The following is a 20,168-nucleotide window of genomic DNA, read 5'->3' on the forward strand; positions in this document are numbered from 1 at the left end:
TCAGCGCTGCATCAGCGCGGCCCGGCTGATCTGCTGGGTCTGCTCCGGGTCGCGGACGACGACCGGCTCGATCACCTCGTCGATCGCCTTCATCGCGTCGGCATCGAGGCGTACGCCGGCCGCGCGAGCGTTGTCGCTCACCTGGTCCGGCCGGCTGGCGCCGACGATGGCGCACGAGACGTTGTCGTTCTGGAGCACCCACGCGACGGCGAGCTGCGCCATCGTGAGGCCCGCCCCGTCGGCGATCGGCTTGAGCTGCTGGACGCGCTCGAGGACGTCGTCCTGCATCCAGCGGCTGATCATGTCCGCGCCGCCCTTGTCGTCGGTCGCCCGCGAACCCTCCGGGTGCGGCTGCCCCGGGACGTACTTGCCGGTGAGGACGCCCTGCGCGATCGGTGAGAACACGACCTGCCCCAGGCCGAGCTCGCGGCAGGTCGGCTCCACCTCGGCCTCGATGACCCGCCAGATCAGGTTGTACTGCGGCTGGTTGGAGACCAGCGAGATGCGGAGCTCGCGGGCCAGCGCGTGCGCGGCGCGGATCTGGTCGGCGCGCCACTCCGAGACGCCGATGTAGAGCGCCTTGCCGTGGCGCACCACGTCGGCGAACGCCTCCATGGTCTCCTCGAGCGGCGTCTCGTCGTCGTACCGGTGGGCCTGGTAGAGGTCGACGTAGTCGGTGCCCAGCCGCTTCAGCGAGGCGTCGATCGACTCCATGATGTGCTTGCGGGACAGCCCGTGGTCGTTGTGCATCCCCGGGCCGGTGGGCCAGAAGACCTTGGTGAAGATCTCGAGCCCCTCGCGGCGCTCACCCTGGAGTGCCCGGCCGAGCACCGACTCCGCACGGGTGTTGGCGTACACGTCCGCGGTGTCGAAGGTCGTGATGCCCTCGTCGAGCGCGCGGCGCACGCAGGCCAGGGCGGCGTCCTCCTCGACCTGGGACCCGTGGGTCAGCCAGTTGCCGTACGCGATCTCCGAGACCTTGAGGCCGCTCTTGCCGAGGTTGCGAGTCTGCATGGGTCCGACCCTAGTGGCGCCCCCAACCTCAGCCGTCGAAGTCGAGCACGACCTTCTCGGAGGTGGGGTGCGACTGACAGGTGAGCACGTAGCCGCGCTCGATCTCGTCCGGCTCCAGCGCGTAGTTGGCGTCCATGGCGACGGTCCCCTCGACGAGCCGGGCACGGCAGGTGCCGCAGACGCCGCCCTTGCAGGCGAACGGCAGGTCGGAGCGTACGGCGATGGCGGCGTCGAGCACGGGCTCGCCGTCCGGCCGGAGGTCCAGCGTCGAGGTGCGGCCGTCGAGCCGGATCGTCACGTGGGCAGCGCCGTCGGGGACGTCGAGCGCCTCGATCGGCGCGCGCGGCACCGGGTCGGCGTGGAACAGCTCGGTGTGCACGTGGTCGGCCGGCACGCCCAGCGACGAGAGCGTCGAGCGGAGCTCGGTCACCAGCACCTGCGGCCCGCAGAGGAACCACTGGTCGACCTCGGCGGGCGGCATCAGCGCGCCGAGGATCCGCGAGAGCCGCTCCCCGTCGAGCCGCCCGGAGAACAGCTCGACGTCCTGGGTCTCGCGCGACAGCACGTGCACCACCTGGAACCGCTCCGGGAAGCGGTCCTTGAGGTCGTGCACCTCGTCGAGGAACATCACCGAGCGGTGCGTGCGGTTCGCGTAGACCAGCATCACCCGAGCGCCCGGCTCGCCCTCGAGGATCGCGGCGAGGATCGAGAGCACCGGCGTGATGCCGGAGCCGGCCGCGATCGCGACGTACGTACGGCGGGCCGTCGGGTCGAGCTGCGAGGTGAACCGCCCGGCGGGCGTCATCACCTCGAGCGTGTCGCCGACCGCCAGCCGCGAGACCACGCCCTCGCTGAAGGCGCCACCCGGCAGCCGCTTCACGCCGATGCGCAGCACCCCGGACGACGGCGGCGAGCAGATCGAGTACGAGCGGCGCACGTCGTCGCCGCCCCGGATGGAGAGGTGCTGGCCGTGCACGAAGCGGAACTCGCCGGCCAGCTCCGGGGGCACGTCGAAGGTCAGGGCGACCGCATCGTCGGTCAGCTCGTCGATCGCCGCGACCCGCAGCGAGTGGAAGGTGGCCGACACGTCAGAGTCGCCCCATCAGAGTGCCTTGAAGTGGTCGAAGGGCTCGTGGCAGCTGCGGCAGACCCACAGCGACTTGCAGGCCGTCGACCCGAACCGGCTCGACTCACGGGTGTCGATCGACCCGCACTGGGGGCAGCGCACGCTCAGCGGCAGCGCCACGGCGCCGCCGTGGCCGACGGCGCCGGGTGGCGCGATGCCGTACGCCAGCAGCTTCTGCTTGGCGTCCTCGGTCATCCAGTCGGTCGTCCACGCCGGCGACAGCACGAACTCGACGTCGACGTGCTGGTAGCCGGCCGACAGCAGCGCCTCGACGAGGTCCTCGCTGATGGTCTCCATCGCCGGGCAGCCGGAGTACGTCGGGGTGATCTGCACGTGCACGCGGCCCTGGTCGTCCTCGGTGACGTCGCGCAGGATCCCGAGGTCGGCGATGGTCACCACCGGCAGCTCGGGGTCGGGCAGGTCGGCGACGATCTTCCAGGCACTGCTCATCGTGTTCACCAGGTGGCCCCCGGGTGCGAGCGGTGCAGGTGCTGCATCTCGGCGAGCAGGTAGCCCATCTCCTCGGTGTGCAGGCCCGCGCGGCCGCCGCCGCGCGCCGGCGCGACCTGGGGCACCTCGAGGGTCGCCTCGGCGACCACCGGCTCGATCCGGGCCAGCACGAGCGGGTGCAGCGAAGCCGGGTCGACGACTGCTCCCTCGACCGGCCGGAACAGCTCGTCGAGGTAGGGCCACTCGGCGTCGAGCGCCGCCTGCATGCGCTGGTGCGACTCCTCGGTGCCGTCGCCGAGCCGCACGACCCAGCGCGCGGCGTGGTCGAGGTGGTAGGCGACCTCCTTCACGGCCTTGCCGGCCACGCCGGCCAGTGTCGGGTCCGGGCAGGAGGCGAGGGCGGCGTACAGCTCGGACTGCCACGCCGCGAACAGCAGCAGCCGCGCCATCGTCACGCCGAAGTCGCTCTGCGCGCGCTCCACCAGCCAGACGTTGCGGAACTCGCGCTCGTCGCGCAGGTAGGCGAGGTCGTCCTCGGTCCGGCCGTCGCCCTCGAGCTGCCCGGCGTACGACAGCAGCGTGCGCGCCTGGCCGAGCTGGTCGAGGCCGATGTTCGCGAGCGCGAGGTCCTCCTCGAGCTGCGGCGCGCGGCTGATCCACCAGCCCATCCGCTGGGCCGAGACCAGCGCGTCGTCGGCGAGTCCCAGGACGTAGTCACCGAGTGTCTTCGAGGGAGTGCTCACAGGTGCTCCACCCCCTCGGGGACCTCGTAGAAGGTCGGGTGCCGGTAGACCTTGTCGTCCGCGGGGTCGAAGAACGCGTCCCGCTCCCCCGGGTCGGACGCGACGATCTCGGCCGCCGGCACGACCCAGAGCGAGACGCCCTCCTGGCGCCGCGTGTAGACGTCGCGCGCGTTGCGGAGCGCCATCTCGGCGTCGGGCGCGTGCAACGACCCGACGTGGACGTGCGACAGCCCCCTCCGAGACCGCACGAACACCTCCCAGAGCGGCCAGTCCCTCACGCGGCACCCTCCCGAACCGCCTGCTTGGCGGCATACGCCGAGGCGGCCTCCCGCACCCAGGCTCCGTCCTCGTGCGCCCCCACACGGTGCGCGAGTCGTTGCTGGTTGCAGGGACCGTTGCCCTTGATCACCTCGAACAGCTCGGTGAAGTCCACCGTGCCGAAGTCGTAGTGGCCGCGCTCCTCGTTCCACCGGATCTCCGGGTCCGGGAGCGTCAGGCCGAGCGCCTCCGCCTGCGGCACGGTCATGTCGACGAAGCGCTGGCGCAGGTCGTCATTGGAGAAGCGCTTGATGCCCCACGCCATCGACTGGGCGGAGTTCGGCGAGTCGTCGTCCGGCGGCCCGAACATCATCAGCGACGGCCACCAGTAGCGGTCGACGGCGTCCTGCGCCATCGCCCGCTGCGCAGGGGTGCCGTGCGACAGCGTGTGCAGGATCTCGAAGCCCTGCCGCTGGTGGAAGGACTCCTCCTTGCAGACCCGCACCATCGCGCGGGCGTACGGCCCGTAGGAGCAGCGGCACAGCGGCACCTGGTTCACGATCGCGGCGCCGTCGACCAGCCAGCCGATCGCGCCGACGTCGGCCCAGGTCAGCGTCGGGTAGTTGAAGATCGAGGAGTACTTCTGCCGGCCGGTGTGCAGCTGGTCGAGCAGGTCCTCGCGGTCGACGCCGAGCGTCTCGGCGGCTGCGTACAGGTAGAGACCGTGCCCCGCCTCGTCCTGCACCTTCGCCATCAGGATCGCCTTGCGGCGCAGGCTCGGCGCGCGGCTGATCCAGTTGCCCTCGGGCTGCATGCCGATGATCTCGGAGTGCGCGTGCTGGGCGATCTGGCGGACCAGGGTGCGGCGGTAGCCGTCGGGCATCTCGTCCCGCGGCTCCACCCGTCCGTCACCGGCGAGGAGGTCGTCGAAGTCCACACGACGACGCTACCCGACCGTGTTACAGATGTCTGCATCCATGACAGAGATTTGTAACAGCGGGACCGGCTGACAGGATGCGTCCATGAGTGACGTGTCGGTCCGCGTCGCCTGGGCCGACGACGCCCGCGCGATCGCCGAGGTCCAGCTCCGCACCTGGCGGGCGACGTACGCCGGGGTGCTGCCGGCCGAGGCGCTCCCGAGCGACGTCGAGGCGGCGGCCGCCGCCTGGCACGCGGCGCTCTCCAGGCCACGCGACGCCCGCAACCGGGTGCTCGTCGCGCTCGAGCGCAACCGGGTCGTGGGCTTCGCGCTGACCTCGCCCGCTGCGGACCCGGACTGCGACCCGGTCGTCGACGCCGAGCTCGCCGACCTGACCGTCGACCCGGACGCGCGCGGCCAGGGGCACGGATCCCGGCTGCTCCAGGCGGCGGTGGACACGATGGCGGCCGACCGGTTCTCGCGTGCCGTGCTGTGGGCGATCGCGTCCGACGACGCGCTGCGCACCTTCCTCGCCGACGCCGGCTGGGCTGCCGACCAGGCCCACCGCGAGCTCGACCTGGACGGCGAGGGCACCACCGTCGTCAAGCAGGTCCGGCTGCACACAGCAATCTCCTAGCCCGTACCCCTTGATTTCCGGGGATCCGGGGAGACGATGGACCTGTGTTCGGTCCACTGCCCCCGCTCCACCGCCTCCTGGTGGTGGCCACCGCGCTGATCGTGGGCATGCTCTCCGGCATCTGGCTGGTCCACGTCACCGAGGTGCCGGCGCTCATCGCCGCCGGGGTCGGCTGGGGTCTGCTCGCCGGGCTGCTGCTCACCTACGTGCTGCTGCACGACTTCCACCACCGCCCCATGCCGGTGCGGGTACGCCGGCGCTAACCTCGGCCCGGTGACCGACGCGCCCCTCGAGCCTCGCGCGCGGTCCGCCATCATCCGCGACAGCCTCGGCGTGGGCGTCGCCACCGGGGCGTACGGCGTCAGCTTCGGCGCGATCTCCGTCGCGTCCGGACTCTCGGTGGCACAGACGTGCGCCCTGTCCCTGTTGGTGTTCACCGGCGCCAGCCAGTTCGCCCTGGTCGGTGTCGTGGCCGCCGGCGGTGCACCGATCTCGGGCGCGCTGACCGCCCTGCTGCTCGGCACCCGCAACACCCTCTACGGGCTGCGGCTCGCCCCGCTGCTCGCCTGGCGTGGCGTCAGGCGGGTGCTCGCCGCACACGTGCTGATCGACGAGTCCACCGCCATGTCGGTGACCCGCGAGACCCGCGGCGCCGCCCGGCTCGGCTTCCTGGTCACCGGCGTCTCGGTCTTCGTGCTCTGGAACGTCGCCACGTTCGCCGGCGCCGTCGCGGGCAACGAGCTCGGGGACCCGCGCCGGTACGGCCTCGACGCGGCCGTCGGCGCGGCGTTCCTGGCGCTGCTCTGGCCGCGGCTGCACCGCCGCCGCAACCAGCTCGTGGCGGTCGCTGCCGCCGCGGTCGCCCTCGGGATCGTGCCGATGGCACCCGCCGGCGTGCCGGTGCTCGCCGCGGCCGGCGTGGCCCTGGTCGCCGGCGTGCTCACCCGGGAGCGGGACGCATGATGTGGACGGCGGTGATCGTCGCCGCGGTCGGCTGCTACCTGCTCAAGCTGGGCGGCCTGTCGGTGCCGCCGTGGGTCCTCGAGCGACCCGTGGTCGAGCGGGTCGCCGACCTGATCCCGGTCGCCCTGCTGTCCGCGCTCGTGGCGGTCCAGGTGTTCACCCGAGGGCACGAGATCGTGGTCGATGCTCGCGCCCTCGGGCTGGGCGTCGCGGTGGTGCTGCTGCTCCTGCGCGCGCCGTTCCTGGTCGTGGTGTTCGGCGCCGCCCTGGTCGCCGCGGTCGCGCGAGTCCTCCTCTAGAACGGGCACAGGGGCCCGCGCCCGTTCCGTGGGCGCGAACCCCTGTGCGTCGGCAGCCGGTCAGCTCACGCTGACCGCGCTCCAGGCCGCGGCGACGGCGTTGTACTGGGCGCTGCCTGCGCCGTACAGGTCCTTGGCCGCGTTGAGGGTGGCCGTGCGGGCACCCGCGTAGTTCGTGCTCGAGGTCATGTAGACGGTCAGGGCGCGGTACCAGATGGCGGCAGCGGCGTCCCGCCCGATGCCGGTCACGGTGGAGCCGTTGCAGGTCGGGCTGTTGTAGGAGACGCCGTTGAGGGTCTTGGCACCCGAGCCCTCGGACAGCAGGTAGAAGAAGTGGTTGCCGATGCCCGAGGAGTAGTGCACGTCGGCGTTGCCGGCGGTCGCGGACCAGCAGTTCAGCGAGCTGCCGTCCGAGGCCGGGTTGTCCATTCGCCGGAAGCCGAGGTGCTTCTTGAGGTCGAACTCCTCGCCGATCAGGTAGTCGCCCGGGTCGTTGGCGTTGTTCGCGAAGAACTCCACCATGGTGCCGAAGATGTCCGATGTGGCCTCGTTGAGGCCGCCGGACTCACCGCTGTAGTCGAGACCGGCGGTGTTCTCGGTGACGCCGTGGCTCATCTCGTGACCGGCCACGTCGAGGGAGACCAGCGGGCCGTAGTTGGTGCCGTCGCCGTCGCCGTAGGTCATCTTGGCGCCGTCCCAGAACGCGTTGACGTACTTGCTGCCGTAGTGGACCCGGTTGTAGGAGCCGGCGCCGTTGCCGAAGATGCCGTCCCGGTTGAACGTGGCCTTGTAGAAGTCCCAGGTCTCGTTGCTGCCGTACTGCGCGTCCGCACCTGCGCTGGCCCGGTTGCTGTTCGTGCCGTTGCCGAACACCGTGGTGGCGGAGGTGATCAGGGTGCCGGTGGAGCAGTTGATCCCGAAGAGCTGGCAGGCATAGGAGTCGGACTTGTTGTTCATGTCGGTCGTGTACGTGTTGCCACGCAGGCCGTCGTTCTTGAGCTGGTACGTCGAGCCGGACTTCGTGACGCTGAGCGGGACGGTGCCCGAGTAGAGCGTCTGGCCGGAGCCGTCCACGGTCTCGATCTGCTGCTCGCGGCGGATCACCGCGCCGGTCTTCGCGTCGACGTACGTCGCGAGCCGGCTCGGGGTGCCGTCCTTCTGCGTGCCTCCCGTGATGACCTCCCACGCGAGCCGGCCGGTCCCGGACGTCGCGTCGACGACCAGGCGGGTCGACTGGGCCTTGCGAGCCGGCTCGTTGCGGGCCGTCGCCCTGCTGACCTCGGGCTTGACCGACAGGCGGACCGCCCGGTCGAGGGTCCTGCTGACGCCGGTGAGCGCGCCCGCCGAGCCCTCGTGGACGACCAGGTCGCCGCCGAGGACCGGGAGGCCGCGGTAGAAGCGGTCCATCCGGACGTGGGTGGCGCCGTTGGCGTCGGTGATGCGGTCGGTGACCCGGTAGGTCGTGCCCGCGCTGGTGAGCGCGGCAGCCGGGTGCTGCCGGAGGACGTCGGCCGCCGATGGGCGAGCCGGTGGGGCGGCTGACGCGCCGTCGACGGCCTGGAAGGTGGCGGCCGTCAGGGCGAGGACAGCGAGGGATGCGAAGCCCGAGATCTTGCGCATGGACTGGTCCTTCTCGTTCGTCGGGAACTGCTGGGGGCGGAAGCCTCGCCTGCTCCAACGGCCGACGGAAGACGCGGTTACCTGCGGATACGTGCAATGCACGAACCTGCAGATCCGCGAGGGATCAGTCCAGCGGGAGGAAGTGCTCCAGCCCGACGGTGAGACCGGGGTGGTCCGCGATCGCGCGCAGCCCGGCGAGGACGCCGGGGGTGAACGACACCCGGTCCAGCGAGTCGTGCCGGATCGTCAGCGTCTCCCCCACGCCGCCCAGCAGCACCTCCTGGTGGGCGACCAGCCCGCGCACCCGCAGGGCGTGCACCCGGATCCCGTCGACGTCCGCGCCACGGGCTCCGTCGAGCCCGGTCGTGGTGGCGTCCGGCACCGGCCCCGTCCCGGCCTCGCGGCGGGCGGCAGCGATGAGCTCGGCGGTGCGCCGGGCGGTGCCGGACGGCGCGTCCGCCTTGGTCGGGTGGTGCATCTCGACGACCTCCACCGACTCGTAGAACGGCGCCGCGACGGCCGCGAACCGCATCATCAGGATGGCGCCGATCGAGAAGTTGGGGGCGATCAGGACGCCGGTGCCGGCCGCGCCCTCGAGCCAGCCGCGGATTGTGTCGAGCCGCTGCTCGTCGAAGCCCGTGGTCCCCACGACCGCGTGGATCCCGTGCTCGATGCAGAACCGGAGGTTGTCCATGACGACGTCGGGGTGGGTGAAGTCGACGACCGCCTCCGCGCCCTCGGAGACCAGCGTGTCGATCGCGTCCCCGGCATCGATCTCGGCGACGAGCTCCAGGTCGTCGGCCGCGGCGACGGCGCGGCACACCTCGATCCCGACCTTGCCGCGTGCGCCCAGCACGCCCACCCTGATCACGGGGGCCAACCTATCTGGCAGTCTGGGTCCATGGCGCTGCAGACCATCCCGCCCCGGATCCGGTGGGCGGTGGACATGATGGACGTCCAGCCGAGCGACCACGTCCTCGAGATCGGCTGCGGGCCGGGGGCCGGCGCGGAGCTGATCTGCGAGAAGCTCGAGACCGGCAAGCTGTTCGCCATCGACCGCTCCGAGTCAGGCGTGGACCGCACCAAGCGCCGGTGCGCCCGCTTCGTCGAGTCCGGCCGGCTCACCGTCCGCCAGATCGACCTGGCCACGCTGCGGGTGCCGGTGAAGCGGCTGAACAAGGTGTTCGCGTTCAACGTCAACCTGTTCTGGGTGCGCGACTGCGCCGACGAGGTCGCGCTCCTGCACGAGCGGGTGGTGCCGGGCGGCGCCGTCTACCTCTTCTACGAGGCGACCCAGCCCGAGTTGGTGCCGACCATCGTCAAGAAGGCCTCGGCCGCGCTCGTCGAGGGTGGTTTCCGGGTCTCCGTGGTGGACCAGAAGGCGCCGCCGGTGGTCGGCCTTATCGGCCGTCGGTGAAGGCAATTCCCTGAACTCATCTTGCATTAGGCTATTTCCTGAACTAACCTGGATCGCATGTCCGTCCTGGTGCTCACCGTCGACCAGCAGGGCAGCCGTCGCTCTCCCGACCTGGTCCAGGCCGCCCTCACCGCGCTGGGGGACGTCCCGGTACTGCGTCCGTTCGAGCAGACCGTGGGTGACGAGTTCCAGGGCGTCCTCGACTCCCCCGCCGCCCTGCCGTCCGTCGTCGAGACCCTGCTCCGCCACAGCACCTGGCACGTCGGCATCGGGGTCGGCCCGGTCGAGGAGCCCCTGCCGGCGCACGCCCGCGCCGGCCGCGGCCCGGCCTACCTGCACGCCCGCGCGGCGGTCACGGCCGCGAAGTCCAGCCCGTGGCACCTCCGGGTCCTCGGCGACGATCCCGGCACCCGCGCGCTCGAGACCGTCCTCTGGTTGTGGGCGAGCGTGCTCGCGCGGCGTACCGCCCGGGGCTGGGAGGTCGCCGACCTCGTCGCCGACGGGCTGTCGTACGAGGAGACGGCCCACCGACTCGGCATCACCCCCTCCGCGGTGAGCCAGCGAGCCGCCGCGGCTGGCATCGTGGAGTCGCGGCGGGCCCGCGAGCTCGCCACCGACCTCACCGCTCGCCTGCTCGGGAAGGAGCCCTCATGAGCCCGTCCGACTACGGCGCGCTGCTGTTGGTCCTGCTCGGCTTCGCCGTCCTCACCGGCACCATGGCCTGGCACGCGCCTGCCCGCCGGATCTTCGCGCCCGCGAGCTTGGCGGTCCTGGTCGCCGCCGGTGCCGTCGCGGCGGTCCCCGCCACCGTCGACGTCTCCCCGGGCTGGCAGACCGTCGTCCTCGTCGCCTTCGGCGGCATCCTCGCCATCGCCGGCGGCGGCCCCCTCACCTCCCTGGTGTTCGACCTGGTCGACCGTCGTGAGACGCCGGCCGACTCCCTGGACCGCGCCGGCCACGTCCTCCGCGGCGGCGCCTGGATCGGGGCCCTGGAGCGGGTCGCCATCTTCGCCACCCTCGTCGCCGGCTGGCCCGAGGGCCTCGCGGTCGTCCTCGCCGTCAAGGGCCTCGGCCGCTACCCCGAGCTCCGCGCGGCCGAGGACGGCGTCCGCACCGGCGCCGCCGAGCGCTTCATCATCGGGACCTTCGCCAGCGTGCTGTGGGCGTGCGGGTGCGCCGGAGTGGTCGTGCTCGTCCGCTAGCCCGAGCCGCATGCGCGGACGACGAACGAGGCACCGTCCCCACCGGAGACGGTGCCTCGTGACGCGAGTGGCTGTGGATCAGACTCCGCGGCCTCCTCGGACGCGACCCAGGATGAACAGCACCAGCGCGACGATGGCGAGGATGATGAGGATGGTCCACAACATGGCGAAACTCCATTCCGTTGGATGAGCTGTCGTGCCGACAGCCGACAGGTCCGCCAGGTCCGCACGGGATGTGTGACCTCGCAGCAGCCGGGCTGATGCCTGAACGTGCCCAACGGGTCACCCCCTCAAACCGGCGCCGACGCCGGCGGCGCGCGCTCAGGAGCCGGTGAAGTGCAGCCGCGGGTCTCGCACCAGGTCCGCGAGGTCGGCGTCGGAGAGCTGGCGGCCCGCCGTGCCGGCCTGCTCGCTCTGGGCCGGGACGGACTCGAAGGCGTTGACGGCGGAGCCGTCCGGGCGGACGAAGTAGACGCCGAAGTACCACTCCACGGGATCGCCGGAGCTGAACGCCTGGCGGTAGACCGTGCCGCCCTGGACCTCCTGCTCGGTGCACCCGTCGCACTGCAGGCCGCCCTCGCTGGGCGCGGCCATGATCACGAGCAGCTTGCTGCCGGCCAGCGTGTAGGACGCCTGCCAGTCCTCGGCCTGCGCGAAGTCCGGGTCGGCGATCGGCCCCGCGGTGTGGCTGTCGCTGGGGTAGACGTCATCGGGCGGGGGCAGCGACGGCAGGTGCTCGGCGATCACGCCGGTCATCCGCTCGTCGATGTCGGTGCCCGGCACGAAGTCGGGAGCGGGCGCGCCGGCGAGCGGCGCGTCGTGCGCCACGGTCGGGCCGCCGTCGCCTCCGGTGGCCGCGAGGACCCCGCCGGTGGCGATGCCCACCACCGCGACGGCGGCGCCCAGGCGGGCGCGCCGCTGGAGGCGCTGGCGCCGCCCGCGCCGGACGGCCTGCTCCAGGTCGGGTGCGCCGGGTACGTCGCTGGTCACGCGGTCGAGCTGGTCGCGGAGGATCTGCTCAGAGGTCATGGGAGCTCCCTTCGGAGGTCTGGGGTGCGGCGAGCACCGCCTGGAGACGGTCGAGTGCACGCGCGGTCCGGCTCTTGACGGTGCCCTCGGGCAGGTCGAGGACCCGCGCCACCTCGGCGACCGGGAGGTCGTCGAGGAACCGCAGCGCGATCACCGCCCGGTCGCGCGGAGAGAGCCCGGCCAGCGCCCGCATCAGGTCGAGCCGCTCGAGCCCGGTCTCGGGACCGGCCACCTGGCGCTCGGGCAGCTCGCCGGTGGCCGGCTCCCGGTTGCGCTGCCGAGCCATCCGGAAGCACGTGTGCACCACCGTTCGTCGCGCGTAGGTGTCCACGGCCCCCGGCTGGATCCGGGGCCAGTGCACGTAGAGCTGCGTGAACGCCGTCTGCACGGCGTCCTCCGCCGCCGGCCAGCTGCCCAGGACGGCGTACGCCGTCCGCATCAGCGAACGCTGCCGGACCACGAAGAACTCGCGGTACGCGCTCTCCCATGCCGGCGTGCGTCCCACCCTGGCTCCTGTCCGGTCGGTGTCCTCACCAGTCAAGAGCTGTGAGGCCGGTCGCGGGTTCCGTCGACGCCCGAGAAGTTGCCGGGCACCCAGGACAGGGCACCATGGCGTCCATGTCGTTGCCCACCCCCGCACTGCAGACGGCGCGCCTCCGGCTGCGCGCGGTGGCCGACGCGGACGCCGACGCCCTCTTCGCGATGCACAGCAGCGCCGACGTGCTGCGGTACTGGGACTCGCCGCCGTGGACAGACCGGGGGCGCGCCACGCGCTTCATCGCGATGTCCCACCGGCTGGCGGAGAAGGGCGCCGGCGCCAGGTTGGCCGTCGACCGGACCTCGGACGGGGCGTTCATCGGATGGTGCGCACTGGTCCGGTGGAACCCCGACCACCGGAGCGCGGCGATGGGCTACTGCTTCGACCGAGCGGCCTGGGGCCACGGCTACGCGACCGAGGCCGCCGGCGCCGTGCTGGCCTGGGCGTTCGACACCCTGGACCTGAACCGGGTCCAGGCGGAGACCGACACCCGCAACGTCGCGTCCGCCCGCGTCCTGGAGAAGCTCGGCTTCGTGCGGGAGGGCACGCTGCGTGAGGACTGCGTCGTGAACGGCGACGTCTCGGACTCGTGGGTCTACGGGCTGCTCCGGCGGGAGTGGCGAGGTCAGGACCCCACGGGATGAGCCGGGAGGAGCACCGCGGCCGTGCGGCGGTCGCCTACCGCGACCTGTCCGGCTGAGCGACCGGCCGGCTGCGCCGCAGCTGTGGCCGCGGCTCCTGCAGGAGGATCGCCACGCCCGCCACCACGGCCACGATCTCGGCGATCGCCGCCGTCCAGACGGCCCACCCCGTCCAGACCTCCGACACCCCGAACAGGCCGACCGTCGCGGCGGTGACGAACGCGGCGAGGGTGGAGAGGCCGAACCCCACGGCGAGCAGCGGCGGCAGCCAGTGCCGCCAGGTCATCAGGAGCACGGCGATCACCAGCCCGGCGCCGGCGTTCAGCAGGAACGCCGGGCCGATCTGGCTGTCCTCGTGCGCCCAGTCGAAGTAGAGCTTGAAGTGCACCAACCCCGAGACGAGCACTCCCAGGGCGGCCAGGGCACGCATCCTCATGGTGATTCTCCGTTCGTCGGCAACCCGGACAGTCGGGTCATCCGTGCACACGGGATCGCGCGGCCCGCGGTTCACCGCGGGCGGTCCTAGCTCGGCCCGACCACCGCGAGGATCTCCGGCTTCGTGAAGACGTCGGCGGCGACCGACCGCACGTCGTCCAGGGTGACGCCCTCGACGCGGGCCATCACCTCGTCGATGCTGAGCAGCTCGTCGTGGACGAGCTCGGCCTTGCCGAGACGCGACATCCGGGATGCGGAGTCCTCGAGGCCGAGCACCAGCCCGCCGCGGAGCTGCCCCTTGCCGCGGGCGAGCTCCTCGGCCGTGATGCCCGTGGTGGCGACCTTCGCCAGCTCCTCCCGCACGACGGCGAGCACGTCGTCGAGCTTGGACGGGAGGCAACCGACGGAGACGCCGACCAGGCCGGAGTCGGCGTGGTGGGAGGCGAAGGAGAAGACCGAGTACGCGAGGCCGCGGTGCTCGCGGACCTCCTGGAAGAGTCGGGAGGACGTGCCGCCCCCGAGCGCGGTGTTGAGCACCCCGAGCGCGAAGCGCCGGGGATCGTCGCGGACCAGGCCCTCCATGCCGAGCACGACGTTCACCTGCTCGAACGGGCGGGTGGTGTGCACCTCGCCGGGCTGCACGCGCTTGCGCGAGCCACGCCGTGCGGGCAGCGGGCTGGCCGTGCCGGCCAGCCAGTCGTTGCGGGCGAACGCCTTCCTGACCTGGCGCACCAGGGCGGCGTGGTCGACGTTGCCGGCCGCCGAGACGACGATGTTCTCCGGACGGTAGTGGCGCCGGTGGAACCGGACGATCTGCGCGCGTGTGATCGCCTGGATCGAGGCGTCGGTGCCGGCGATCGGGCGGCCGAGGGGCGTGTCTCCCCAGGCCTGCGCCGCGAAGAGGTTGTGCACGACGTCGTCCGGGTCGTCGTCGTGCATCGCGATCTCGTCGAGGATCACGTCGCGCTCGGCCTCGACGTCCTCGGGGAGCAGGGTCGACCCCGTGATCATGTCGCCGAGCACGTCGACCGCCAGCGGCAGGTCCTCGTCGAGGACCCGCGCGTGGAAGCAGGTGTACTCCTTGGCGGTGAACGCGTTGAACTCACCACCGACCGCGTCCAGCGCGATCGAGATGTCCAGCGCCGACCGCTCACCCGTGCCCTTGAAGAGCAGGTGCTCCAGGAAGTGCGAGCAGCCGTGCAGGGTCGGCGACTCGTCGCGCGAGCCGACGCCGACCCACACCCCGATCGCGGCCGAGCGCACGCCCGCCTGGTGCTCGCTGATGATGCGCAGCCCCGACGGCAGGACCGTGCGCCGGATGCGCGAGGTCACCTGGCCGTCCGCATCGCGCTCGGTGAAGAGCGTGCGGGTGCCCGGAGAAGACGGTGACCCGCCAGAAGAGACCTTCTGGCGGGTCACCGGTGCAGCCTTGGTCACTCGGAGTCGTCCGCGCCTTCGGCGTCGGAGGACTCGGCGGACTCGGAGGACTCGGCCTCGTCGACCACCGGGACCAGCGACAGCTTGCCGCGGTCGTCGATCTCGGCGATCTGGACCTGGATCTTCTGGCCCACGGACACGACGTCCTCGACCGCGTCGACGCGCTTGCCGCCGGCCAGGCCGCGCAGCTTGCTGATGTGCAGCAGCCCGTCCTTGCCCGGCATCAGCGAGACGAACGCACCGAAGTTGGTCGTCTTGACGACGGTGCCCAGGTAGCGCTCACCGATCTCCGGCATCGTCGGGTTGGCGATCTGGTTGATCTGGTCCTTCGCCGCCTGCGCAGCCTCACCGTTGGTGGCGCCGATGTAGATCGTGCCGTCGTCCTCGATCGAGATCGAGGCGCCGGTGTCGTCCTGGATCTGGTTGATGATCTTGCCCTTGGGGCCGATGACCTCGCCGATCTTGTCGACCGGGATGTTGATCGTGATGATCCGCGGGGCGTGGATCGACATCTCCTCGGGCTCGTCGATGGCCTCGGCCATCACGTCGAGGATCGCCATCCGGGCGTCACGCGCCTGCTGCAGCGCCTGCGCGAGCACCTCGGCGGGGATGCCGTCGAGCTTGGTGTCGAGCTGGAGTGCGGTCACGAACTGACGGGTGCCGGCGACCTTGAAGTCCATGTCGCCGAACGCGTCCTCGGCGCCGAGGATGTCGGTGAGCGCGACGTACTGCATCGAGCCGTCGATCTCGCCGGAGACGAGGCCCATCGCGATGCCCGCGACCGGGGCCTTCAGCGGCACGCCGGCCTGGAGCAGCGCCAGTGTCGAGGCGCAGACCGAGCCCATCGAGGTCGAGCCGTTGGAGCCCATCGCCTCGGAGAGCTGGCGGATGGCGTACGGGAACTCCTCGCGGGAGGGCAGCACCGGCAGCAGCGCACGGCGCGCGAGCGCACCGTGGCCGACCTCGCGGCGCTTCGGCGAGCCGACCCGGCCGGTCTCACCGGTCGAGAACGGCGGGAAGACGTACTTGTGCATGTAGCGGCGGTGCTTCTCCGGGGAGAGCGTGTCCAGCTGCTGCTCCATCTTCAGCATGTCCAGCGTGGTGACGCCCAGGATCTGGGTCTCGCCGCGCTCGAAGAGCGCCGAGCCGTGCACGCGCGGGATCACGCCGACCTCGGCGTGCAGCGGGCGGATGTCGGCCAGGCCACGGCCGTCGATGCGGACCTTGTCCTTGAGGATGCTCTCGCGGACGACCTGCTTGTTGACCGAGCGGAAGGCCGCGCCGATCTCCTTCTCGCGACCCTCGAACTGGCCGGCGAGCTGCTCGAGCACACCGTCCTTGAGCTCGTCGGTGCGGTCGTTGCGCTCCTCCTTGTCGGCGATCTTCATCGCGGCGACCAGGTCGTCCTTGACGGCCGCCTCGACCGCGGCGAACACGTCGTCCTCGTAGTCGAGGAAGATCGGGAACTCCTGGACCGGCTTCGCGGCGACGTTCGCCAGCTCGGCCTGGGCCTCGACGAGCTGCTTGATGAAGGGCTTGGCGGCGTCGAGGCCGCCGGCCACGACCTCCTCGGTCGGCGCGGTGGCGCCGCCCCGGACCAGCTCGATGGTCTGCTCGGTCGCCTCGGCCTCGACCATCATGATCGCGACGTCGCCGGTGTCGGTGACGCGGCCGGCCACGACCATGTCGAAGACGGCGTCCTCGAGCTGGCTGTGGGTCGGGAACGCGACCCACTGGCCGTCGATCAGCGCCACGCGGACGCCGCCGACCGGGCCGGAGAACGGCAGGCCGGAGAGCTGCGTCGACAGCGACGCGGCGTTGATCGCGAGGACGTCGTACGGCGCGTCCGGGTTCAGCGCCATCACCGTGATGACGACCTGGACCTCGTTGCGGAGGCCCTTCTTGAACGTCGGGCGCAGCGGCCGGTCGATCAGGCGGCAGGTGAGGATCGCGTCCTCGCCGGGCCGGCCCTCGGAGCGGAAGAACGAGCCGGGGATCTTGCCCGCGGCGTACATCCGCTCCTCGACGTCGATCGTCAGGGGGAAGAAGTCGAAGTGGTCCTTGGGGTGCTTGCCCGCGGTGGTCGCGGACAGCAGCATCGTGTCGTCGTCGAGGTAGGCGGTGACGGCACCGGCAGCCTGGCGGGCGAGGAGCCCGCTCTCGAACTTGATGGTCCGGGTGCCGAACTTGCCGTTGTCGAGAGTGGTCTCGACAACGTGGATGACGGGTTCAGTCAAGGGATGTCCCTGTTCTGCTCGCGGAGCGATCCGCGGCGTCCCGCGTCATGCAGAGGCCTGGTCTTCGATCGAGGCCCGCAGAGCCGTGCTCTGAGAGCCACTACCGAGGACCGAGCCAGAACGTGCGGGTCGCTCCTGGTGTTCAGATGTACTTCTGAGTGGGTCTGCTGGTGAATCTAGCGTCCGGAGACGCTCCCGAGAAAGCGTGAAGGGCCCACCTGAGGCAGGCCCTTCACGGTAAATCAGCGGCGGAGGCCGAGACGCTCGACGATCGAGCGGTAACGGTTGATGTCCGTCTTCTGCAGGTAGTTCAGCAACCGGCGGCGCTGGCCGACGAGCAGCAGCAGGCCGCGACGGCTGTGGTGGTCGTGCTTGTGCTGCTTGAGGTGCTCGGTCAGGTGGCTGATCCGGTGGCTCAGCAGCGCGACCTGGACCTCCGGCGAACCGGTGTCGCCCTCGGTCGTGGCGTATTCGGCGATGATCTTCTTCTTGGTCTCCGCGTCGGTACCGATCGACATGCGGGCTCCTTCCGGTGGGTTTGCTGCGCGGCGCGCCGGGGCCTGTTCACCCGGGCACTCTGGTTCCGCGGCCGTTGGACGGCAGTCGTCGCCCCTGGAGGCAACCTCAGAACTCTAGCGCGGGGGTGCTCCACCCACCGAATCCACATGCCTCTGACCCGGGGCGACGCCCCGGGTCGGGCAGCTCCGCCGGCTCAGACGGCCGGCGGGACGTCGTTCCGCTCGCTGACCGTGCGGCTGCCGTCGGCGTGCGTCGTGACCGCCGTGCTGCGGCGCCGGCTTGCGGTCGTGGCCGCGACGAGGATGATGCAGAGCACACCCGCGGCGGCGAGGATCCAGCCGACCATCGTGAGGTCGACGCCGTTGATGCTGTCGGTCACGGCCAGCGCCAGGATCAGGCCCAGCGCGAGCAGGAAAACTCCCAGTCCATATCCCATGCCCCCCTAGTCCCCGGTGCGGGCTTCGCGCAAACCCGCACCGGGGGCGACAGGTCAGCTGCCGGCGTACGCCGGCTCCGGCTCGGCGACGACGTCGCCGCGCGGCGCACGGGGCCTGAGCGGCCACCAGACCCGGTCACCGAGCAGCACCAGGATCGCCGGCAGCATGACCAGGCGGACCAGGGTCGCGTCGAGCAGGATCGCGGCAGCCAGGCCGACGCCCATCATCTTCATCTCGATCATGGAGAGCGTCGCGAAGATCGCGAACACCGAGACCATGACCGCGGCGGCGCTCGTGACCACACCGGCGGTGTCGGTGATGCCGCGCTCGACGGCCAGCCGCGTCGGGAGCCCGCGGTCCAGGTGCTCGCGGACCCGGCTCAGCACGAACACGTGGTAGTCCATCGACAGCCCGACCAGGACGACCAGCACGAACAGCGGCAGCCAGTCGATCACGAAGCCCGGACTGGTGAAGTCGAGCATCCCGCTCCCCCAGCCGTGCTGGAAGACCAGCGTGAGGACGCCGAACGCCGCGCCGACCGACGCCAGGTTCAGCACCGTGGAGACGATCGCGAGCGGGATGCTGCGGAACGTCACCGCCATGATCAGCATGGTCAGCAGGAGCACGAACCCGATCACCAGCGCGAGCCGGCCCTCCTGCTGCTTCATGAAGTCGACCTCCTCGGCCGCCCCGCCGCCGACGGCGTGATCGGCGTGCAGGTCGTCGAGCGCGGCCGGGACCAGCTCACCGCGCAGCTCGTGGATCGCGGCCGGGACCCGGGCGTCGGTCTCGTCGTACGGCATGCCGAGCAGGATCATCGACGTGGTGCCGTCGTCCGAGACCTGCACGCCCTGTCCGGAGGCGACGAACGTGCCGGTGCCTACCGCGTTCCTCGTGAGCTGCTCGAGCGCGGCCCTCACCCGCGCCTGCTCGGACGCGCCGGCCCTGACCACGACCGTCGCGTTGGCGCCCTCGTCGGCCGGGAAGCCGGCGCTGATCGCCTTCACGGTCTGCACCTCGGGGATCGACTGGGGCAGCGTGTCGAGCGTCCCAGAGTGCGTCTTCATGCCGAACGCCGGGATCGCCAGGCCGACGACCACGAGGCTCGACAGCGCGAGCGCGGCCGCGGGGTGCCGCACGACCGGGCCGAGCAGCCGGCGGCTGATGCCGCCCCGGCCGATGCGGCGGTTGAGCCGCCACAGCAGCGGGACGCGCGGGCGGTCCGACCAACGGCCGAGCTTGACCAGCAGTGCGGGCAGCACGGTGATCGAGCCGAGCACCGCCACCGCGACCACGAGGATCGAGCCGATCGCGAGCGAGTTGAACGTCGCGTCACCGACCACGAACAGGCCGGCCATGGAGGCGATCACGGCGCCGCCGGAGACCAGGATCGAGTGGCCGGAGGTCTGCGCGGCGATCTCGACCGCCTCCAGCGTCGTGCGGCCCTTGGCGCGCTCCTCGCGCTCGCGCTTGAGGTAGAAGAGCGAGTAGTCGACGCCGACGGCCATGCCGATCAGCACGATCATGCTGGACACCGTCAGGTCGGCCGGGACGAGGTGCGACAACGGCGCCATCAGGCCGAGTGTCGCGGCGACACTGGTCGCAGCGAGCAGCACCGGGATGCCGGCGGCGATCAGCGCACCGAACGCCAGCAGCATCAGGACCAGCGTGATCGGCAGGCTGATCGTCTCGGCGGAGCCGAGGTCCTCGGAGACGCGGTCGTTGATGGCCGCGTCGATGCTCAGGTCACCGGCCTCGCGGATGGTCAGGTCGGGGTGCTCCCCCGCGACCTCCGTCGTGACCGCCTGGACGGGGTCCGCGTCCTCGACACCGTGCTCGAGCTCGACGGCGACGAGCAGCGCCGTACCGTTCCGGCTCGGCTGCGGGTCGGAGACGTGGGCGACGCCGGCGACGGCCTTCGCCTTCGCGACGAGCTCGGCCGCGGCCTGCTCGCCGTGGGCGCCCTCGACCAGGATGTTCTCGGTGTCCGGCGGCGTGAGGCCGGCCTCCGCGACCATCGCGTCCGCCCGGCCGGACTCGCCGACCCGGTAGTCGGCGTCGGTCGTCTCGGTGGTGGGTACGGCGATCGCGAGACCGACCGCCACCGCGACGAACGCGATCCACGCGAGGATCGCGCGCCACGGGTGCTCGGCGCTCCATCTCGCCGCTCGCATCGGCACTGCCGTCAACGGGTTGCCCATGGCCGTCTCTCCTCGGGTCTCGGTGTGGTGCTCCCAGCCTCGGGTC

24 protein-coding genes are annotated in these 20,168 nt (G+C 71.5%); 8 read left to right on the plus strand and 16 right to left on the minus strand.

From position 1 onward, the window contains the following. The 6 genes from ACVW2K_RS18720 to paaA are packed head-to-tail and all read right to left on the minus strand — an operon-like array spanning position 1 to position 4,528. Positions 1-1,014, minus strand: a complete 1,014-nt coding sequence (locus tag ACVW2K_RS18720) for an aldo/keto reductase family protein (RefSeq protein WP_457203547.1) — start codon at positions 1,012-1,014, stop codon at positions 1-3. A gap of 28 nt (positions 1,015-1,042) precedes the next feature. After that, on the minus strand, positions 1,043-2,101 hold the full coding sequence (paaE, locus tag ACVW2K_RS18725; RefSeq protein ID WP_457203548.1) for a 1,2-phenylacetyl-CoA epoxidase subunit PaaE: 1,059 nt from the start codon (positions 2,099-2,101) through the stop codon (positions 1,043-1,045). Positions 2,102-2,116: 15 nt separating this feature from the next. After that, positions 2,117-2,590, minus strand: coding sequence for a 1,2-phenylacetyl-CoA epoxidase subunit PaaD (paaD, locus tag ACVW2K_RS18730; protein WP_457203549.1), 474 nt, complete (start codon positions 2,588-2,590; stop codon positions 2,117-2,119). A 5-nt stretch (positions 2,591-2,595) separates the two neighbouring features. After that, the gene (gene paaC, locus ACVW2K_RS18735) at positions 2,596-3,333 is read right to left on the minus strand and encodes a 1,2-phenylacetyl-CoA epoxidase subunit PaaC (protein ID WP_457203550.1); all 738 of its coding nucleotides are present in this window, start codon (positions 3,331-3,333) and stop codon (positions 2,596-2,598) included. Further along, positions 3,330-3,611 (minus strand): 1,2-phenylacetyl-CoA epoxidase subunit PaaB, encoded by a 282-nt coding sequence (gene paaB / locus ACVW2K_RS18740; RefSeq protein ID WP_457203551.1) that lies wholly within the window; start codon positions 3,609-3,611, stop codon positions 3,330-3,332. The genes paaC and paaB overlap by 4 nt, the downstream gene beginning before the upstream one ends. Then, on the minus strand, positions 3,608-4,528 hold the full coding sequence (paaA, locus tag ACVW2K_RS18745; protein ID WP_028636046.1) for a 1,2-phenylacetyl-CoA epoxidase subunit PaaA: 921 nt from the start codon (positions 4,526-4,528) through the stop codon (positions 3,608-3,610). Before paaA ends, paaB begins: the two co-directional genes overlap by 4 nt. An 85-nt stretch (positions 4,529-4,613) precedes the next feature. Here paaA and ACVW2K_RS18750 point away from each other — a divergent pair, with 85 nt between their 5' ends. Genes ACVW2K_RS18750 through ACVW2K_RS18765 form a run of 4 tightly spaced genes read left to right on the plus strand, consistent with a single transcriptional unit; the run spans position 4,614 to position 6,409 of the window. Next, the gene (locus ACVW2K_RS18750; RefSeq protein WP_457203552.1) at positions 4,614-5,147 is read left to right on the plus strand and encodes an N-acetyltransferase family protein; all 534 of its coding nucleotides are present in this window, start codon (positions 4,614-4,616) and stop codon (positions 5,145-5,147) included. 44 nt (positions 5,148-5,191) lie between these two features. Next, positions 5,192-5,410, plus strand: coding sequence for a hypothetical protein (locus ACVW2K_RS18755; protein WP_457203553.1), 219 nt, complete (start codon positions 5,192-5,194; stop codon positions 5,408-5,410). Between the two features lie 10 nt (positions 5,411-5,420). Further along, positions 5,421-6,110 carry an AzlC family ABC transporter permease gene (locus ACVW2K_RS18760; RefSeq protein ID WP_457203554.1) on the plus strand — a complete coding sequence of 230 codons (690 nt, stop codon included), beginning with the start codon at positions 5,421-5,423 and terminating at the stop codon, positions 6,108-6,110. Then, positions 6,107-6,409 carry an AzlD domain-containing protein gene (locus ACVW2K_RS18765; protein WP_457203555.1) on the plus strand — a complete coding sequence of 101 codons (303 nt, stop codon included), beginning with the start codon at positions 6,107-6,109 and terminating at the stop codon, positions 6,407-6,409. The genes ACVW2K_RS18760 and ACVW2K_RS18765 overlap by 4 nt, the downstream gene beginning before the upstream one ends. Before the next feature lie 60 nt (positions 6,410-6,469). On the opposite strand, the gene ACVW2K_RS18770 is transcribed toward ACVW2K_RS18765, so the two are convergent. Both ACVW2K_RS18770 and dapB read right to left on the minus strand, forming a co-directional pair. Beyond that, positions 6,470-8,029 carry a M4 family metallopeptidase gene (locus ACVW2K_RS18770; protein ID WP_457203556.1) on the minus strand — a complete coding sequence of 520 codons (1,560 nt, stop codon included), beginning with the start codon at positions 8,027-8,029 and terminating at the stop codon, positions 6,470-6,472. Between the two features lie 124 nt (positions 8,030-8,153). Then, positions 8,154-8,900, minus strand: a complete 747-nt coding sequence (gene dapB, locus ACVW2K_RS18775) for a 4-hydroxy-tetrahydrodipicolinate reductase (RefSeq protein WP_457203557.1) — start codon at positions 8,898-8,900, stop codon at positions 8,154-8,156. Positions 8,901-8,930: 30 nt separating this feature from the next. Between dapB and ACVW2K_RS18780 the strand changes: the two genes are divergently transcribed. Genes ACVW2K_RS18780 through ACVW2K_RS18790 form a run of 3 tightly spaced genes read left to right on the plus strand, consistent with a single transcriptional unit; the run spans position 8,931 to position 10,648 of the window. Continuing rightward, a complete protein-coding gene (locus ACVW2K_RS18780; protein WP_028636052.1) occupies positions 8,931-9,446 on the plus strand; it encodes a class I SAM-dependent methyltransferase in 516 nt (171 codons plus the stop codon). Positions 9,447-9,503: 57 nt separating this feature from the next. Next, positions 9,504-10,100, plus strand: coding sequence for a transposase (locus ACVW2K_RS18785; protein ID WP_036569265.1), 597 nt, complete (start codon positions 9,504-9,506; stop codon positions 10,098-10,100). Further along, positions 10,097-10,648 carry a hypothetical protein gene (locus ACVW2K_RS18790; RefSeq protein ID WP_457203558.1) on the plus strand — a complete coding sequence of 184 codons (552 nt, stop codon included), beginning with the start codon at positions 10,097-10,099 and terminating at the stop codon, positions 10,646-10,648. Before ACVW2K_RS18785 ends, ACVW2K_RS18790 begins: the two co-directional genes overlap by 4 nt. Before the next feature lie 321 nt (positions 10,649-10,969). On the opposite strand, the gene ACVW2K_RS18795 is transcribed toward ACVW2K_RS18790, so the two are convergent. Both ACVW2K_RS18795 and ACVW2K_RS18800 read right to left on the minus strand, forming a co-directional pair. Next, complete coding sequence (locus ACVW2K_RS18795; RefSeq protein ID WP_457203559.1) at positions 10,970-11,677, minus strand: hypothetical protein; 708 nt, start codon at positions 11,675-11,677, stop codon at positions 10,970-10,972. Continuing rightward, entirely contained in the window at positions 11,667-12,182 is a 516-nt protein-coding gene (locus tag ACVW2K_RS18800) for an RNA polymerase sigma factor (RefSeq protein WP_457203560.1), read from the minus strand. Before ACVW2K_RS18800 ends, ACVW2K_RS18795 begins: the two co-directional genes overlap by 11 nt. Before the next feature lie 113 nt (positions 12,183-12,295). Here ACVW2K_RS18800 and ACVW2K_RS18805 point away from each other — a divergent pair, with 113 nt between their 5' ends. Continuing rightward, a complete protein-coding gene (locus tag ACVW2K_RS18805) occupies positions 12,296-12,859 on the plus strand; it encodes a GNAT family N-acetyltransferase (RefSeq protein WP_457203561.1) in 564 nt (187 codons plus the stop codon). A 34-nt stretch (positions 12,860-12,893) separates the two neighbouring features. On the opposite strand, the gene ACVW2K_RS18810 is transcribed toward ACVW2K_RS18805, so the two are convergent. The 6 genes from ACVW2K_RS18810 to ACVW2K_RS18835 all read right to left on the minus strand — a co-directional run bounded on the left by ACVW2K_RS18810 (position 12,894) and on the right by ACVW2K_RS18835 (position 20,122). Then, the gene (locus ACVW2K_RS18810) at positions 12,894-13,292 is read right to left on the minus strand and encodes a hypothetical protein (protein ID WP_028636058.1); all 399 of its coding nucleotides are present in this window, start codon (positions 13,290-13,292) and stop codon (positions 12,894-12,896) included. Between the two features lie 86 nt (positions 13,293-13,378). Further along, positions 13,379-14,710, minus strand: coding sequence for a M16 family metallopeptidase (locus ACVW2K_RS18815; protein ID WP_028636059.1), 1,332 nt, complete (start codon positions 14,708-14,710; stop codon positions 13,379-13,381). Positions 14,711-14,724: 14 nt separating this feature from the next. Continuing rightward, entirely contained in the window at positions 14,725-16,965 is a 2,241-nt protein-coding gene (locus ACVW2K_RS18820) for a polyribonucleotide nucleotidyltransferase (protein ID WP_197025220.1), read from the minus strand. A gap of 242 nt (positions 16,966-17,207) precedes the next feature. Next, a complete protein-coding gene (rpsO, locus tag ACVW2K_RS18825; RefSeq protein WP_028636061.1) occupies positions 17,208-17,483 on the minus strand; it encodes a 30S ribosomal protein S15 in 276 nt (91 codons plus the stop codon). A 194-nt stretch (positions 17,484-17,677) separates the two neighbouring features. After that, complete coding sequence (locus ACVW2K_RS18830) at positions 17,678-17,920, minus strand: DUF6458 family protein (protein ID WP_457203562.1); 243 nt, start codon at positions 17,918-17,920, stop codon at positions 17,678-17,680. Between the two features lie 54 nt (positions 17,921-17,974). Then, entirely contained in the window at positions 17,975-20,122 is a 2,148-nt protein-coding gene (locus ACVW2K_RS18835; RefSeq protein WP_457203563.1) for an MMPL family transporter, read from the minus strand. Positions 20,123-20,168: the final 46 nt, after the last annotated feature.

The sequence above is a fragment of the Nocardioides sp. HB32 genome, assembly GCF_054058995.1.

Coding starts and splice junctions, on each gene's coding strand:
- ACVW2K_RS18830 (WP_457203562.1), bottom strand. CDS start 17,920: ATGGGATATGGACTGGGAGTTTTCCTGCTCGCGCTGGGCCTGATCCTG.
- ACVW2K_RS18720 (WP_457203547.1), bottom strand. CDS start 1,014: ATGCAGACTCGCAACCTCGGCAAGAGCGGCCTCAAGGTCTCGGAGATC.
- ACVW2K_RS18770 (WP_457203556.1), bottom strand. CDS start 8,029: ATGCGCAAGATCTCGGGCTTCGCATCCCTCGCTGTCCTCGCCCTGACG.
- ACVW2K_RS18780 (WP_028636052.1), top strand. CDS start 8,931: ATGGCGCTGCAGACCATCCCGCCCCGGATCCGGTGGGCGGTGGACATG.
- ACVW2K_RS18750 (WP_457203552.1), top strand. CDS start 4,614: ATGAGTGACGTGTCGGTCCGCGTCGCCTGGGCCGACGACGCCCGCGCG.
- ACVW2K_RS18765 (WP_457203555.1), top strand. CDS start 6,107: ATGATGTGGACGGCGGTGATCGTCGCCGCGGTCGGCTGCTACCTGCTC.
- ACVW2K_RS18795 (WP_457203559.1), bottom strand. CDS start 11,677: ATGACCTCTGAGCAGATCCTCCGCGACCAGCTCGACCGCGTGACCAGC.
- paaD (WP_457203549.1), bottom strand. CDS start 2,590: ATGAGCAGTGCCTGGAAGATCGTCGCCGACCTGCCCGACCCCGAGCTG.
- ACVW2K_RS18810 (WP_028636058.1), bottom strand. CDS start 13,292: ATGAGGATGCGTGCCCTGGCCGCCCTGGGAGTGCTCGTCTCGGGGTTG.
- ACVW2K_RS18835 (WP_457203563.1), bottom strand. CDS start 20,122: ATGGGCAACCCGTTGACGGCAGTGCCGATGCGAGCGGCGAGATGGAGC.
- ACVW2K_RS18790 (WP_457203558.1), top strand. CDS start 10,097: ATGAGCCCGTCCGACTACGGCGCGCTGCTGTTGGTCCTGCTCGGCTTC.
- ACVW2K_RS18785 (WP_036569265.1), top strand. CDS start 9,504: ATGTCCGTCCTGGTGCTCACCGTCGACCAGCAGGGCAGCCGTCGCTCT.
- rpsO (WP_028636061.1), bottom strand. CDS start 17,483: ATGTCGATCGGTACCGACGCGGAGACCAAGAAGAAGATCATCGCCGAA.
- ACVW2K_RS18805 (WP_457203561.1), top strand. CDS start 12,296: ATGTCGTTGCCCACCCCCGCACTGCAGACGGCGCGCCTCCGGCTGCGC.